Here is a 16,550-nt window from a genome sequence, read left to right on the forward strand (position 1 = left end):
ACAAAATCAGCTTGGCATACCACCCTTTTAAAGAATACTTCCCCCATCCCAGTGGTTGGGGGAATCAAAAATGTACATTCTTAAACGAACGAAAATGTACATTATATAGTTGACATTTATAGGGAAGCTACTGTACTTTGTTTCCAATAAAAATCAATTGCTTTATTAATTCGACTGGCCAAAAGAGGTGGCACTTTATCTTTAATCAATCCACTACCAAGAACAATAATAAAATCTTGGTTATATTTAGGTCTGTTAAATTGATATAACAAATAAGCGGTTAAAAAATTTGTTAAGTGTAGAAAGAAATAAACGATGATTAAATAGGAACCACCGTATAAAGGTTCAAAATACATAGGCAAAAATTGCTTAAGATTTATTATTCGAAGTAGAAATAATAACAGAAGAAAGATAGCCAAAATTAACGATAAACTGTTGGCAAAGCGTCGGCTTTCTTTTTTCATTAAGATTCGTGCATTTAAAAATAATCCAACACATAGAGCAAATAAACCAAATGTTGAAATTGAAAGCAACAGAATAAGAACCGGAACAATAGTGATTATCTTCAAAATGACAATATCGGTGCTGAATGCTAAATAAATGCAAAATGCAATAAAAAGACAAAAAAATGTGTTAAATAGAAACCCATTTAATAATCTTCTAGGATCTGTTAAATATGAAGCAAGGAAAATAATAAGAGAAACAAAAGTAATAATTCCAAGAATGACGAGCATGTTACACCTCTACTTTAAAATTCAGCCAGTTTATTATACATGAAATAATATGGTTTATTTTTTAATTTCTATAAAGGTTAAAAGGTTAACTTATTAAAGTGAATACAAATGACATCTTCTTCCATATAAAAATTTAGTTGAAGAAAAAACTGTTTGAAGATAAATTAAAAAAGCTAGGTTATACTATAATAATGACTTATTATTTAAACCACAGACATTTATTGAAAATGTCGTATATCCATACCTTGTTAGATTAAGGGTGGTTTGGGTATTTATTATAAACTAATAATAAATGATTAAACATATTTTTAATTTTTGGATGATTATTTGACTGTGTGTCAGCGTCCCTTGAAGTATAATGAGAGGATTTGAGTTTGAAATGATAGATAATTTTTGGCGTGATTTACCGCGGCCATTTTTTGTACTTGCACCAATGGAAGATGTAACGGATGTTGTATTTCGTCATGTGGTAGCTAAAGCTGGTAGACCGGATGTATTTTTTACGGAGTTTACAAACACGGAGAGTTATTGTCATCCAGAAGGTATGAAAAGTGTGCGCGGGCGTTTAATTTTTACAGAAGACGAACAGCCAATCGTTGCACATATATGGGGGGATAAGCCCGAATATTTCCGTCAAATGAGTATTGGCATGGCAGAGTTAGGATTTAAAGGCATCGATATTAATATGGGTTGTCCTGTACCAAATGTTGCATCTAGAGGAAAGGGAAGTGGCCTGATTCTTCGACCAGATGTAGCTGCTGAAATTATTCAAGCAGCAAAAGCGGGTGGACTGCCAGTAAGTGTGAAAACAAGACTTGGCTATACCGAAATAGACGAATGGAAGGAATGGCTAACCCATATTTTAAAACAAGATATCGCGAATCTTTCTATTCATTTACGGACAAGAAAAGAAATGAGTGCTGTAGATGCGCATTGGGAGCTGATTCCGGAAATCAAAAAGCTGCGTGATGAAGTGGCCCCAAATACCTTGCTTACAATCAACGGAGATATTCCTGATCGTCAGACTGGTCTTGAGCTTGTTGAGAAATATGGTGTAGATGGTGTGATGATTGGGCGCGGCATTTTCAAAAATCCGTTTGCCTTTGAAAAAGAGCCAAAAGAGCATAGCAGTAAAGAGTACTTGGACCTTTTAAGATTGCAGCTTAATCTTCATGATCAATATAAAGAAGAATTGCCACGTCCAGTCACAGGGCTTCATCGTTTCTTCAAAATATATGTCAAAGGATTCCGCGGTGCAGGTGAACTAAGAAACCAATTGATGAATACAAAATCAACAGATGAAGTACGTGCATTGCTTGATAATTTTGAAGCAAACAATATTGATTGATGCTGGATAGTAAGATAAGGTAGCTCAAAAAATTAAAGAAAATGAATCCAATCAACTCAGGCAGTAGTTGGAGTTAACAGCGTAAAGGATTAATAACACTGCCTTCTATATAATTGTGTATAATATGTGGATAAGGCTGTGAATAAGTTTAAGAATAAAAAGATGGGAACTACAATCCCATCTTTTTTAATACAGAAAATCATTCCCTACTACCTTTCGAGCGAAAAAGTAAGAGGTTCCTATAAACCTCATCCTAAAAATATCCAAAATTCCTTATAAAAAATTTTTACTTTTTCAAGCATAAAAGTTTTCTAGTATGGAGTAAATATAGAACCCTCACTTCAAAGCACTAATTTGCCACGCTACTATTTTCATTAATATGAGGCCAAACATAGCAATATAAGTCAAAAAAGATCTTGCTTTTTTTGTTATCTTTTTTGTAAGGAGGTTCAGACAATGAGTTACAGTCCCATCATACAAAAAACGATTGAGTATATAGAGAAAAACTTGCATGAAGAACTATCCTTAGAAAGTATTGCTCAGTTTGTCGGATTTTCAAAGTATCATTATCATCGTATTTTTCAAAAGGAGGTTGGTGTAACTTTAGCTGAATATATTCGATATCGGAGAATTGCCAATTCAGCTAATATGCTCCTCTATACAAATGAAAAGATAATAGATATTGCTTTCTATTATCGCTTTGAAACACAGGAATCTTTTACTCGTACATTTAAGAAATATTATAATTTACCACCAGGACAATACCGAAAAATTATCGGCAAATTAACTTTACAAAGGGAGGAAATCATATTGGAAAATGAGAAGTTATTAAAAGGATGGAAATTAAGCGGTAGTCATCCGTTTAATTATCAGATGGGAATTGATAGAGAAAATTTCCATAAAGGAAAAGCATCTGGATTCCTTAAATCTGTTAATGTCCAATCCCATGGTGAATTTGCAACAATGATGCAACAATTCAAGGCGGAAAAGTATCTTGGTAAAAGGATAAAACTTTCTGGTTTTATTAAGTCAAAAGATGTGGATGGATTCTGTGGATTTTGGATGCGTGTAGATGATGCACTTGGGGATGTATTGCAATTTGATAATATGAGTGACCGTCAAATTGTAGGGAGTAATGAGTGGAATTATTATCATATTGTTTTAGATGTACCTAAAAATAGTGTAGTAATTGCCTTTGGTGTTTTGCTTTCAGGAAATGGGCAAGTATGGATTGATGAACTTAAATTTGAGGAAGTTGATAAACAAACACCAACAACCAACATAGATTTTTCTGATGACCTTTTAGATGAGCCTACCAACTTAACTTTTGAAGAGTAGGAGAAAATAATATGTTTGGATATGGCATCAATGACACGTATTTAATTATGAATTTGAAGCCTGCATGTTCTTAAAAAATTTATAAACCTTATAAAAAGTTTTAATGAAAGATGAAACCTGTCATAAATGAGCACAGATTAGCAGGAATAACCAAACAGTTGTTGGTACATTGAATGTAGAAAGGAGAGATATAACATGGAGGGACTTCAACGAATGCTAGATAGCTTAGAGTATATAGAAAGGAATTTAGACAATAACCTTTTGATTGAGGATATTGCTTATATTGCCTGTATGTCTAAGTTTCACTTTCAACGCATGTTCAATATGCTAACGGGATATACAGTAAGTGAATATATTAGAAATCGCCGTATTACAGTAGCTGCTCAGGAACTGATTAATTCTAATTCTAAGGTTATTGATGTTGCGTTCAAATATGGCTATGAAAGTCCTGAATCTTTTACAAAGGCATTTCGAAAAATTCAAGGCATTAGTCCGTCAGAAGCTAAGAAAAATAGTCAATTCTTGAAGGCTTATCCAAAACTCTCCTTTCAAATTCAATTAAAGGGTGATGTTGAAATGGATTATAAAATTGTAGAAAAGTCTGCTTTTAATGTTGTAGGAAAAAGCATACGTACAACAACAATTGGGGGAGAGAACAACCGAAGAATTGATGCTTTCTGGGTTGAATCGAATCAGAATGGATTAGTTTCAGAGCTTGCTAAAAACTGTGGACCTCTTGGGTTAATTGGAGTTTGCATGGACTATGACAAACAACATGAAAATTTAACCTACTTAATCGGCGTTGAAAAAAATATTGAGCATATTCCATCTAATTGGGAAGAAAGGCAGATTCCTTCTGCAACTTGGGCCGTTTTTCCGGTTCATGGCGCAATGCCTGATGCAATGCCAAAGGTGTGGGATAGAATCTTTTCGGAATGGTTTCCATCAACTGGATATGAGCATGCTGGTGGACCAGAGATTGAGGTATACCCAAGTAATGCTGATCCTTCCTCAGAGGATTATTATAGTGAGATATGGATACCTATTAATAAAAGACAGCAAGATATTTAAGGAATTCGAGTTGCTAAAGAGTTCGAATTATTCTATTTGCTCGCGGCTCCGCTCCCTTAAGTAACTGACACCTATATTTCAGAGAAAATCAAAAAGCAAGTGGAGAAGAACTATTCGTTTTTCTTCACTTGCTTCCTTATAGGACAGCTCTTTTTCAAAATCAAAAAAAGATGTATTCTAATCAATTTGATCACTTATATGGAGGAAATCTTCAACCGCAAATGCAGAAACTCCAAGTGCTGTTGAGTGTGTAGAGAGTTTAGAAAAATCTATTATGTCTGCTTGGTGGTATATTAAGGCCTGTTTCCTTACAGAATCTACAATTGGCTTTTCCAATAAATGCTTTGCCATTGCTAGTCTATTTCCGATAATAATTTTTTGTGGATTGAAAGTCTTGATTAAATTACTAACACCTGTTCCAATATAGAAGCCTATATCTTGAAAAAGTTCAATAGTATCAGTATTCTTTTCTTCGGCTTTTTGAATTAACTCTTCTAATGTGGGGGTTGAGGAAATTCCGCAATTTTCTGCATTTTTTAGCAATGCATGTTCCGATGCATAAGCTTCCCAACAACCTAAATTTCCACAGGTGCACTTTTCTCCATTTGCAACTATAACCATATGGCCGCTTTCACCCGCATAACCATTTATTCCACGATACAATTCGCCGTTTAGTATAATTCCTAAACCAATTCCAATACCATTACTTACATATAAGATATTAGTACAATCTTGACCAACACCAAATCGCATTTCTCCGTATGCACCAGCATTTGCTTCATTTTCAATCGTTATTGGATAATCAAATTCCTGTTCAATTATTTCTTTCAAATTAACATCTTTCCAATTTAGATTTGGAGCATGAAGCACTTTTCCGCTTTTATCAACAATACCTGGAACACCAATTCCAATACCTATAACACCATATCTGCTTTGAGGTGTATTTTGAATAAGTATATGAATTGTTTCCTTAACCAGTGAAATATGTTCTTTAAATGAAAGGTTTCTAACTGTTATATTTTTTTCAAATATTATATTTCCCATTAAATCTGTTACTACACCCAGAATATAGTTTACACCAATGTCAATACCTATCGAGTAGCCGGCACGTTCATTAAACAACAGCATAACAGGTCGTCTGCCTCCACTAGATTCGCCTGGTCCAGATTCATAAATAAATTCTTCGTCAATAAGTTCATTCACTAATGAAGAAACAGTGGCTTTATTTAAACCAGAATTTTGAGCAATATCTGCTCGGGATAAAGGTGCTAGTGACGTAATCGTTCTAAGAACTAATTCTTTATTTTTCTTTTTTACCACATGTTGATTCCATGAATTATATGTCAATAGTTCTCCCTCATTTCATTTCATCTTAGTTTATACTATACTACAAAACTTAGTTTATTGGGTAGACAAACTAAGTTTGTGGTGGTAAAATCTTTTTGAAGTTAATTTTCTGAATATTCAAAAGGGGATGATGTTTATGAAAAATTGTAAGGGGTTTCTTGTAGGGGTTTTTGCTTTAATTACTCTTTTTGTATTAGGAGCTTGTGGGCAGGATGCTAATACAACAAATGAAAGCGGTAACAATGATGCGGAAAATGCAAATCAGGAAGCATCTGATGATTCACTGAAAATTGGACTTTCTGTTTCAGATTTAACATTAGAACGTTGGCAACATGACCGTGACTTCTTTGTAGAGAAAGCAGAAGAATTAGGTGCTGAAGTATTAGTTCAATCCGCAAATGGTGATGAGGCAGAACAATTATCACAAATTCAAAACATGCTTTCGCAAGATATCGATGCTTTAGTAATTATAGCGATTAATTCAGATGCACTATCAACAGTTGTTGAGCAGGCAAAAAGTGAAGGGATTCCTGTTTTAGCATATGATCGATTAATTAATGGTGCTGAGATTGATGCGTATGTATCATTCGATAATGTTAGAGTTGGTGAAATGCAGGCAGAATATTTAGTAGAACAAGTTCCTGCAGGAAAGTATTTCCTAATGGGTGGTTCACCAACAGATAATAATGCCAAGATGTTTAGAGAAGGCCAAATGAATATTATTCAGCCGCTAGTAGATAGTGGAGATATTGAAATTGTTGGTGATCAGTGGGCGAAAGGATGGGACGCAAACGAAGCATTGAAAATCATGGAAAATGCATTAACAGCTAATAACAATGATATCGATGCAGTAGTAGCATCTAACGATAGTACAGCGGGAGGAGCTATTCAAGCACTTGCTGCTCAAGGTTTAGCAGGTAAGGTAGCAATTTCAGGCCAAGATGCTGACTTAGCCGGTGTTCAGCGTATTGCAGAAGGAACTCAAACAATGACTGTATATAAACCTATTAAAGCCATCGCAACAAAAAGTGCTGAAGTAGCAGTTCAGTTAGCTAAAGGCGAGAAGATTGCAGGCGATTCAACGGTTAATAACGGAAAAGTTGATGTACCTTTCGTAAAATTAGATCCTATTAAAGTAGGCAAAGAAAACCTAATTGATACAGTAATCGCAGATGGGTTCCATTCTTATGATGATGTTTATAAAAATGTTCCAGAAGCTGATCGTCCAGCACGTCCATAATGATTTAAAAAGCTGAAAGCAATCTATGGGGGGATAATGTTCCCCCTAATTTGCTAAGCAATTTACCTTTCTATTAGGTGGTGTTAGTCAAAATGGGAGAATATGCACTACAAATGCAAGGAATTATAAAAGAGTTTCCAGGTGTACGTGCCTTAGATAACGTTACATTTTCTGTACGTAAAGGAGAGATTCATGCTTTATGCGGGGAAAATGGTGCAGGGAAATCAACTTTAATGAAAATATTAAGTGGAGTTTATCCCCACGGAACTTATGATGGGCAAATCTTGGTTAATGGGCAAAAGGTTCAGTTTAAATCAATTAAAGAATCACAAGATGCAGGTATAGCGATTATTTACCAGGAGCTTGCATTAGTTGAAGAAATGACGGTTGCAGAAAACTTGTTTTTAAGTCATGACTTAATGAGGGCAAAAGTAATTAATTGGAACAAAATTTATGTAGAAGCTCAAAAATGGTTAGACCATATTGGGCTAAATATAGATCCGCAAACAAAGGTTGGCGATTTAACGGTTGGAAAGCAACAATTAATAGAGATTGCCAAAGCATTAACAAAGGAAATAGAAATATTAATTTTAGATGAACCAACTGCAGCATTAACTGAAAGTGATGTAGAAATCTTAATAAACCTTTTAAATGATTTACGGTCTAAAGGGGTTACCTGTATTTACATATCCCATAAACTTGGTGAAGTTATGACTCTAGCGGATACAGTAACTATTCTAAGGGATGGTCAAACAATTAGTACGGATCCAATCGAAGAATTAACTGAGGATAAAATTATTACGAAGATGGTAGGCCGTGAGCTAACTGAGCTCTTCCCATATGAACAACGAGAGATTAGTGATGAAAATGTTTTAGAAGTGAAGAATTATTCTACAGTTGATGAAACGGGGAAAAAAGTTATAAATAATGTTTCCTTTACACTCAAAAAAGGGGAAATACTTGGTTTTTCTGGGTTAATGGGTGCAGGAAGATCGGAATTATTTATAAGCTTGTTTGGTGGATTTAAAGGAAAGAAGTTTGGGACAGTTTATATTGATGGCAAGGAAACAAATATTAAAAAACCAGCAGATGCGATTAAAGAAGGATTAGCATATGTTTCCGAGGATCGTAAGCGCTATGGTCTTGTTTTAGGAATGGACATCACGAAAAATACAACTCTAACTGCTTTAAATAAAGTGATGAAGTTGAAAGTAATTGACCAAGCACTAGAAATAAAAAGTGTTAGTGTCATAACAGATAAAGTGAAATTGAAAGCCCCAAGTTTAGAGGCAAAGGTTGGCCAATTAAGCGGGGGGAATCAACAAAAGGTTGTTCTTAGTAAATGGTTAATGAATAATCCGAAAATTTTAATTCTCGACGAACCAACAAGAGGAATTGATGTAGGTGCAAAGTATGAGATTTATAAGATTATTAATGAACTTGCCAGTCAAGGTGTTGGTATTGTTATCATATCGTCGGAATTGCCAGAAGTTTTAGGAATGTCTGATCGGATAATTGTCATGTCACAAGGAACAATTACAGGAGAATTTTTAAGAGATGAGGCTACACAAGAGAATATTATGACGTGTGCAACAGGAGGGAAGAAACGTGAGCAATCACTTGTCAACAGCTGATGAAGCAACTCAATCTAATAGAGGTTTAAGTTTTAAGGTTGATCTTCAATCGTATATGCTTATTATCGCATTAGTTTTGATTGCAGTCATATTTGGAATTTTTACGGGCGGTGAATTTCTATCCTCTCGAAACCTCTCTAATTTATTTACCCAAATGTCAATAATCGCTGTACTTGCAATAGGAATGACACTTGTAATTGTTGCAGGACATATTGATTTATCAGTTGGTTCATTAGTTGGATTAGCTGGTGGCGCTGCAGCGATATTACAAGTTTGGTATGGCTGGAATACAGTTTTAACTGTAATTGCTGCAATTGTAGTTGGAGCAATATTTGGATTATGGCAAGGCTGGTGGGTTGCTTACCGAGCGGTTCCAGCTTTCATCGTGACACTTGGTGGAATGCTTATTTTCCGAGGAATCTTAATTGGAATAACGAATGGTCAAACGATTTCCAATCTAGATGAAAGTTTTAAATTAATTGGAACAAGCTATTTCCCATATATTCCAGGTTACATTCTTGCTGTAGTATGTATTGCTTTACTTGTTTTTGGGACAGTGAGAAAACGTTCGAAAAGAAAGAGTATGGGACTATTGCTTTCTGCTCCAATGTTTGATTATGGCAAGGTAGCAATTTATTCCTTCTTTATTTTATTAGCTACTTATCTATTAAACAGATATCTTGGAATTCCAGTTCCGATTTTAATTGTAGCATTATTAGCGGTTATTTTTATCTTTATCTCAAATAATACAGCGTTTGGGCGCTATGTTTATGCAATTGGTGGAAATGAAGAAGCTGCAGCACTTTCTGGTATAAACATTAAACGTAATGTGTTGTGGGTATTCACTACAATGGGTGCTCTTGCTGGAGTAGCAGGTGTTTTATTAACAAGTAGACTTAATGCTGCAACAGTTAGTGCTGGTAGTAACTACGAGCTGGATGCAATTGCTGCGTGTGTGATCGGTGGAACAAGCCTAGTAGGTGGTAAAGGGAAAATTGTTGGGGCACTAATTGGTGCTCTAATTATGGCTAGTATTGATAATGGTATGAGTATGATGAATATTGAAGCTTTTTGGCAATATATTGTTAAAGGTTTAATACTTATCGTAGCTGTATGGATTGATATTTCAAGTAAGAAGTAAATCATAATTAATAGGAAAATATAATTTTTTCCTACGATAATAGGAGGCGATTAAATGGCTTATTTTGAAAATGTAAACCATATTAAATTTGAAGGACATAAATCAACAAATCCGTTGGCGTTTAAATATTATAATCCAGAAGAAATAGTTGCAGGTAAATCGATGGAGGAAATTCTCCGTTTTGGTGTGGCCTATTGGCATACATTTACAATGGATGGATCGGATCCATTTGGCAATGGAAACATGATTCGTTCTTGGGATAAGTTTACGGGAATGGACCTTGCAAAGGCACGAGTTGAAGCTGCATTTGAATTCTTTGAAAAATTGAACGTCCCATTCTTTTGCTTCCATGATATTGATATAGCCCCTGAAGGCGATAATCTAAAAGAAACAAATCAAAATTTGGATGAAATTGTAACAATGATTAAGGAATATATGAAAACTAGTAAAACTAAATTGCTTTGGAATACAGCGAATATGTTCTCACATCCACGCTTTGTTCATGGAGCTGCCACAGCCGTTAACGCAGATGTGTTTGCGTATTCCGCTGCTAAAGTAAAAAAAGGATTAGAAATAGCAAAAGAATTAGGCGCTGAAAACTATGTTTTTTGGGGTGGACGTGAAGGTTATGAAACGTTGTTGAATACCGACATGAAACTTGAACAAGATAATCTTGGACGCTTTTTCCATATGGCAATTGATTATGCAAAAGAAATAGGCTTTACAGGGCAATTTTTAATTGAGCCGAAGCCAAAAGAACCAACAAAACATCAATATGATTTTGATGTAGCTACGGGATTAGCATTTTTACAAAATTATAATCTACAAGATTACTTTAAGTTCAATATTGAGGCAAATCATGCGACATTAGCTGGCCATACTTTTGAGCATGAACTGCGTGTTGCCCGTATTAATGGAATGTTGGGATCTGTTGATGCAAACCAAGGAGATCCTTTACTTGGATGGGATACTGATGAATTTCCAACAGATTTATATTCTACTACTCTAGCAATGTATGAAATTTTACAAAATGGTGGACTTGGCCGTGGTGGATTAAACTTTGATGCAAAAGTTCGTAGAGGATCATTTGAGCAAGAAGATCTTTTCCATGCACATATTGCAGGGATGGATAGCTTTGCAATAGGATTGAAAGTTGCCCAAAAATTACTTGATGATAAAGTTTTAGAAAACTTTATTGAAGAGCGTTATAGTAGTTATTCTTATGGAATTGGCAAAGACATCGTAGAAGGAAATACTGATTTTCATAAATTAGAGGAGTATGCGCTGCAATTAGATGAAATTAAAAACACATCTGGCAGAACAGAACGTCTAAAATCGATAGTTAATCAATATTTATTAACAGTTCTTTCAGAGTAATTTAACAAGAATTTAGATATACCAGAGTGAAATTATAATAGTGTTTTGTTCAAAGAGGAAAGTAAAGTTCAATGAAGCGAAATCCTACTGACCATAGTAGATAATATACTTGGGGACTAAAGGAGAAGCTGTCTATGAAAATGCTATTACTACTAGATAATTTGAGCATCCTCTAGTAGTTCTGGTATATCTTTTTGTTTATTACCTCTAAGGTGAGAAATAAATACTGATTCTGCGTTTAGCAACTTGCTGACCTACCACGATCCTATAGACTGGATGTTGGTTAACTAATTCGCGATTGATATAAAATGAGGTGGACAAATGAAATATGTAATTGGTATTGATTTAGGAACAAGTGCTGTAAAAGTACTACTGATGAATCAAAACGGCGAAGTGTGTATGGAGATTTCAAAATCATATCCACTTATTCAGGAAAAATCGGGTTACAGTGAGCAAAATCCATCTCATTGGGTAGAAAAAACAAAAGAGGCATTATCTGAACTAGTCAAAAAGTTTGACGATAATGTTGATAACATTGAAGGGATAAGTTTTTCTGGACAAATGCACGGGCTCGTTTTATTAGATGAAAATTGTGAAGTTCTGCGTCCTGCAATTTTATGGAATGATACAAGAACTACTAAACAATGCGAGGAAATTTATGAAATCGTAGGGAAAGAAAAGCTGCTTTCTATTACGAGAAATCCAGCATTGGAAGGATTCACATTACCAAAGCTTTTATGGGTAAAGGAACACGAAAGCGATATTTTTAAAAAAGCTTCTGTGTTTATGCTGCCGAAAGATTATTTGCGTTTTCAGATGACAGGTAATATTCATAGTGAATATTCCGATGCTGCCGGCACATTATTATTAAATGTTAGTGAGAAAAAGTGGAGCAAAGAAATATGTGAATTAACAGGAATTGATTATTCACTATGTCCACCACTTATAGAATCCCATGATTGTGTAGGCACAATAAAAACTTCATTTGCAATGGAAACAGGGCTTTCCAAAGAGACAAAAGTATTTGCAGGCGGTGCTGATAATGCCTGTGGAGCAATTGGATCTGGGATTTTATCAGAGGGGAAAACTCTTTGTAGTATTGGTACTTCTGGGGTTATTCTATCTTACGAAGAAAATAAGGATCGAGACTTTCAAGGGAAAGTCCATTACTTTAATCACGGAAAAGAGAATGCATTTTATACAATGGGCGTTACATTAGCAGCAGGTTATAGTTTAAGTTGGTTTAAGGATGTTTTTGCCGAGAATGAAACCTTTGAGGATTTACTTGCTGGAGTTGACGAAATTCCAATTGGAGCAAATGGATTAATCTTTACACCTTATTTAGTTGGAGAACGAACACCACATGCTGATTCGGTTATTCGCGGAAGTTTTATTGGAATGGATGGAGCTCATACGAGAAAGCACTTTGTCCGTTCTGTATTAGAGGGGATTACCTTCTCACTTTATGAAACTATTCATATTTTCAGAGAAAACGGTAAAACAATAGAGAAAATTGTTTCCATTGGTGGGGGAGCAAAAAATGAAGAATGGCTGCAAATGCAGGCAGATATATTTAATGCAAACATTGTAAAACTTTCAAGTGAACAAGGTCCAGGCGTTGGAGCCGCAATGCTTGCAGCTGTTGGGAGCGGATGGTTTGAATCGCTGCAAGAGTGTGCAGATGTATTTATCGAAGAGGTTAAAACATATGAGCCTATAAAGGAAAATGCTGAGAAATATAAAAAACTTTTTGCAATTTATAAGCAAGTATACGAACAAACCACAGAATTAAATGAATCCTTACAAGCCTTTAGAAAATAAATTTTTCCAATATTTAAATAATTAGGAGGCTATAAAGTGAATAAAATTCGTTGGGGAATTTTAAGTACGGCAAATATTGCACAAACAGAATTAATTCCAGCAATTTTTCGTGCAAAGAATGCAGAAGTAATCGCAATTGCTAGTAGAGGGAGCAAGGTGTACCAAGTTGCATTAGATTTAAACATCCCAAAAGCATATGAGAATTATGATGAACTTCTTGAAGATGAGAATATCGATGCTGTTTATATACCACTTCCAAACCATTTACATAAAGAATGGGTTTTTAAAGCAGCAAAACAGGGCAAACACGTACTTTGTGAGAAACCAGTCTCTTTGACTGCTGAAGAGGCTCATGAAATGGTGCAAATTTGCAAGGAATATAATGTTAAATTTATGGAAGCATTTATGTATCAGTTTCATCCTCAACATGCACGAGTGAAAGAAATTATTTCTTCAGGTGAGATTGGTGAGGTAAAAATGATACGATCAAGTCATTCATTTTATTTTCAAGATAGAGATGGAGATATTCGAATGAATAAAGATATGGGCGGCGGAAGTGTATATGATGTAGGCTGTTATTCTATACATGCAATTCGCAGCGTCCTACAAACAGAACCTATTAAAGTACATGTATATGCAAAAATTGATAGGGACACAAATGTTGATACTTCGGCATTTGCATATATGGAACTTGAGAATGGTGTTACAGCCCTAGTTGATTGTAGCTTTGATATGGTTGAACGAAATGAATACGAAATCATTGGGACACAAGGATCGATTAAAGTACCTTATGCCTTCCGACCAGATAGAAATGGAGGGGGAGGTCATGTCATTGTTAAAATTGGAAATAAATTAAGAGAAGAAATATTTTATGGTGATATATATTGTTTAGAAGTTGAACACTTTTCACAAGCTATTTTAGAGGATTTTCAGCCCTCTTATTCCGGCGAATCTGCAGTAAATAATATGCGAGTCATAAATGCTTTTTATGAATCAATTAAAACAGGACAGAGTGTGAATGTTAAACGGTAATTATATATACATGGTTTCAAGTAAGCCCTTTTGTAGAGAGAAGAGAATTTTTAATAAATCGTAGAAGGTGATGGGGATGAATGAAAGTTCTTAAGAAACAATTTGGTATTAAGGATAACCAGCCAGTTTATATATTTACAATGAAAAATAATCATGGTGTGGAAATAACCTGTCTTAATTATGGCTGTATTATTACAAAGATTTTAGCCCCGGATCGCAATGGTGATAGTGAAAACATAGTATTAGGCTTTGATAATTTTACAGATTATGAAGTGAATTCACCTTATTTAGGTGCTATAGTAGGCAGATTCGCAGGTAGAATTAGTGAAGGAACATTTCAATTAAACGGAAAAAATTATATAGTTGCACAAAACGAGGGTAGCAATCATATACATGGCGGAATTAAAGGGTTTAGTCATGTATTATGGGACGTGAAAATTATTGAAAAAGAGCATGAATTGTCGTTGGATTTTTTTTACCATAGTCCTGATGGTGAAGAAGGGTATCCCGGGAACGTAGAAATGAAAGTGACGTATACATTAAATAATGATAATGAATTTATTATAAGTTATTATGGTGTTTCTGACCAAACAACCTTATTGAACGTCACAAATCATACTTATTTCAATTTAAGTGGGAACTTGAAAAGAGATATTTTAAAGCACGAATTAACCATTGACAGTAATGCGTTCCTTGAATTGCAAGAAAACCTATTGCCAACGGGGAATATTATTAATGTTGAAAATACTGTTTTTGATTTTCGAAATGGGAGAGAGATTGGAGAAGGGGTCAAATCCAATAATATCCAAAATATGATTGCTCATAACGGTTATGACCATCCTTTTTTACTGAATAAAAATCATCAGCAAGAAATTATTCTTGTTGAAAAAGAAAGTGGTCGTAAGCTTATTGTGGAAACAGATGAACCGTGTGTTGTTTTATATACGGGAAATAATTTAGGCAATGAATTATCATTTTATGGAACGCCTTCTCGAAATTATTTAGGTTTATGCTTGGAGACTCAACACCCACCAGATTCAATCAATCATCCTCAATTCCAATCGTCAATATTACAAGAAAAGCAAGTGTATCAGACGAAGACAAAGTATCTATTCACTACAGAATCATAATTTAGATTGCTGCTCTATAAACGGGAATCACTAAAAGGGCTGTATAAATAAGCAAAAAGGGATCGAAACGGATTCCTTTTTGCTTATTCTGTATATAAAAATTTAAGATGGGTTAGTTATGATTATGCTAGTCTAGTATTGTTACCTTTAATTGTTTAACTCCAAAGTCTGCTGCATCCTGTTTCGAAGGAATAAAGACATCGATTTTATTACCTTTAATGCTTCCTCCAGTATCTCCGGCGATTGCTTCACCATAGCCTTCTACATAAACTTTACTGCCAAGCGGAATAACAGAAGGGTCAACTGAGATGACTTTTGCATCTGGATTTTCTTTAAGATTAATACCAGTTGAGGTAATACCAGAACATCCCTCGCATGAAGCTGTATAAGCTGTAGCTTCCACTGTAATTACCTTCGAACCTGTGCTGCTTGCAGCAGGAGCAGTAGCCTCAGATGTACTTTCCTGTGCGGCTTTATTACTTTCAGCAGGAGTGGTTGCCTTAGGTGCAACTTTCTCTGAAGTCTCATTGCTTTTAGCAGGAGCGGTTGCTTTAGGTGCTTCTTCTTGTGAAATTTCATTATTTGCAGCAGGAGCAGCAGTCTTAGGTGTACTTTGCGTTAAAGCTTCATTTGATGGAGCCTTCGATTCAGGTGTACTTTCCTTTGGTGCATGCACTGCAGGAATTTTTGCACTTTCACTATTTTTTAAACCTTCAAAAATTACTAGATTTAAACCAGGGTGAATGAGATCAGTATGTAATTGGTTCCATTCCTTTATTTGTGAAACTGTTACTTGATAAGCTATAGCTATGTCCCATAATGTATCCCCCTGCTTAACGGTATATTGTTTTTCCGGCGCAATGGTTAAAATATCTCCGGGATGAATAAGGTCTGTAGTAAGATGATTCACTGCTTGAATATTTTCTACAGATGAATTATTTGCACGTGCTAAATCCCAAAGTGTATCTCCTTTTTGTACGGTAATTGTTGCAGCTTGTACATTTGCACTAACAGTTAATGTGAGTGCAGCAAGTGGTACAATTGACATCATTTTTTTAATCATTTATTTATCCTCCAAGTTCTTGTTGCTAATTTTTAATAATCCTAACATAGATTTTTCTGACAAAAAGCACAGGAAGGTGATAAATCGATTACGTCCATGACATTTATATTGCAATAATATTTTTTATATAATTTTAGGTAATATTAGTATATTTCGGTTAATGAACAATTTGTAAAGTTCACTTTTATAAGTAAAAGATGTTTTAGATTTTCACAATGTAAGATACGTAACTATATGTCATATTTAAAGTTATTGCTAGTTGAATCGTAGGTCA

12 protein-coding genes and 1 pseudogene are annotated in these 16,550 nt (G+C 34.8%); 10 read left to right on the top strand and 3 right to left on the bottom strand.

All coding sequences use genetic code 11. The annotated features are described in order from the left end of the window. Nucleotides 1-122: 122 nt before the first annotated feature. Nucleotides 123-734 (bottom strand): annotated as a pseudogene (locus EKG35_RS21195) (YdcF family protein); the annotation flags it as partial. Nucleotides 735-1,113: 379 nt separating this feature from the next. On the opposite strand from EKG35_RS21195, the gene EKG35_RS03995 reads away from it, so the two are divergent. From EKG35_RS03995 to EKG35_RS04005, 3 genes are all read left to right on the top strand, one after another. Next, a complete protein-coding gene (locus tag EKG35_RS03995) occupies nt 1,114-2,082 on the top strand; it encodes a tRNA dihydrouridine synthase (RefSeq protein ID WP_126293035.1) in 969 nt (322 codons plus the stop codon). 456 nt (nt 2,083-2,538) lie between these two features. Continuing rightward, a complete protein-coding gene (locus tag EKG35_RS04000) occupies nt 2,539-3,420 on the top strand; it encodes a helix-turn-helix transcriptional regulator (protein WP_126293036.1) in 882 nt (293 codons plus the stop codon). Between the two features lie 195 nt (nt 3,421-3,615). Continuing rightward, nucleotides 3,616-4,491: an AraC family transcriptional regulator gene (locus tag EKG35_RS04005; RefSeq protein ID WP_126293037.1), complete on the top strand. Its 876-nt coding sequence runs from the start codon at nt 3,616-3,618 to the stop codon at nt 4,489-4,491. A gap of 177 nt (nt 4,492-4,668) precedes the next feature. Here the strand turns inward: EKG35_RS04005 and EKG35_RS04010 are convergent, their stop codons facing one another. Continuing rightward, nucleotides 4,669-5,811, bottom strand: coding sequence for an ROK family transcriptional regulator (locus tag EKG35_RS04010; RefSeq protein WP_246020163.1), 1,143 nt, complete (start codon nt 5,809-5,811; stop codon nt 4,669-4,671). A gap of 163 nt (nt 5,812-5,974) precedes the next feature. Between EKG35_RS04010 and xylF the strand changes: the two genes are divergently transcribed. The 7 genes from xylF (at nt 5,975) to EKG35_RS04045 (ending at nt 15,213) form a co-directional block, all read left to right on the top strand. After that, nucleotides 5,975-7,078 (top strand): D-xylose ABC transporter substrate-binding protein, encoded by a 1,104-nt coding sequence (xylF, locus tag EKG35_RS04015; RefSeq protein WP_126293039.1) that lies wholly within the window; start codon nt 5,975-5,977, stop codon nt 7,076-7,078. A gap of 92 nt (nt 7,079-7,170) precedes the next feature. Further along, complete coding sequence (locus EKG35_RS04020; RefSeq protein ID WP_126293040.1) at nt 7,171-8,712, top strand: xylose ABC transporter ATP-binding protein; 1,542 nt, start codon at nt 7,171-7,173, stop codon at nt 8,710-8,712. Then, complete coding sequence (locus EKG35_RS04025) at nt 8,687-9,853, top strand: sugar ABC transporter permease (RefSeq protein WP_246020165.1); 1,167 nt, start codon at nt 8,687-8,689, stop codon at nt 9,851-9,853. The genes EKG35_RS04020 and EKG35_RS04025 overlap by 26 nt, the downstream gene beginning before the upstream one ends. 54 nt (nt 9,854-9,907) lie before the next feature. Then, nucleotides 9,908-11,230, top strand: coding sequence for a xylose isomerase (gene xylA / locus EKG35_RS04030; protein ID WP_126293041.1), 1,323 nt, complete (start codon nt 9,908-9,910; stop codon nt 11,228-11,230). A 321-nt stretch (nt 11,231-11,551) separates the two neighbouring features. Next, nucleotides 11,552-13,051 carry a xylulokinase gene (gene xylB, locus EKG35_RS04035; RefSeq protein WP_126293042.1) on the top strand — a complete coding sequence of 500 codons (1,500 nt, stop codon included), beginning with the start codon at nt 11,552-11,554 and terminating at the stop codon, nt 13,049-13,051. Nucleotides 13,052-13,087: 36 nt separating this feature from the next. Continuing rightward, entirely contained in the window at nt 13,088-14,083 is a 996-nt protein-coding gene (locus tag EKG35_RS04040; protein WP_126293043.1) for a Gfo/Idh/MocA family protein, read from the top strand. 80 nt (nt 14,084-14,163) lie between these two features. Further along, the gene (locus EKG35_RS04045; RefSeq protein WP_126293044.1) at nt 14,164-15,213 is read left to right on the top strand and encodes an aldose epimerase family protein; all 1,050 of its coding nucleotides are present in this window, start codon (nt 14,164-14,166) and stop codon (nt 15,211-15,213) included. 127 nt (nt 15,214-15,340) lie between these two features. On the opposite strand, the gene EKG35_RS04050 is transcribed toward EKG35_RS04045, so the two are convergent. Then, nucleotides 15,341-16,276, bottom strand: coding sequence for a 3D domain-containing protein (locus tag EKG35_RS04050; RefSeq protein ID WP_126293045.1), 936 nt, complete (start codon nt 16,274-16,276; stop codon nt 15,341-15,343). Between the last annotated feature and the right edge of the window lie 274 nt (nt 16,277-16,550).

This window comes from Lysinibacillus telephonicus (assembly GCF_003966145.1).
Taxonomy (GTDB): Bacteria; Bacillota; Bacilli; order Bacillales_A; family Planococcaceae; genus Ureibacillus; species Ureibacillus telephonicus.

Coding starts and splice junctions, on each gene's coding strand:
- EKG35_RS04045 (WP_126293044.1), top strand. CDS start 14,164: ATGAAAGTTCTTAAGAAACAATTTGGTATTAAGGATAACCAGCCAGTT.
- EKG35_RS03995 (WP_126293035.1), top strand. CDS start 1,114: ATGATAGATAATTTTTGGCGTGATTTACCGCGGCCATTTTTTGTACTT.
- EKG35_RS04050 (WP_126293045.1), bottom strand. CDS start 16,276: ATGATTAAAAAAATGATGTCAATTGTACCACTTGCTGCACTCACATTA.
- xylF (WP_126293039.1), top strand. CDS start 5,975: ATGAAAAATTGTAAGGGGTTTCTTGTAGGGGTTTTTGCTTTAATTACT.
- xylB (WP_126293042.1), top strand. CDS start 11,552: ATGAAATATGTAATTGGTATTGATTTAGGAACAAGTGCTGTAAAAGTA.
- EKG35_RS04005 (WP_126293037.1), top strand. CDS start 3,616: ATGGAGGGACTTCAACGAATGCTAGATAGCTTAGAGTATATAGAAAGG.
- xylA (WP_126293041.1), top strand. CDS start 9,908: ATGGCTTATTTTGAAAATGTAAACCATATTAAATTTGAAGGACATAAA.
- EKG35_RS04000 (WP_126293036.1), top strand. CDS start 2,539: ATGAGTTACAGTCCCATCATACAAAAAACGATTGAGTATATAGAGAAA.
- EKG35_RS04020 (WP_126293040.1), top strand. CDS start 7,171: ATGGGAGAATATGCACTACAAATGCAAGGAATTATAAAAGAGTTTCCA.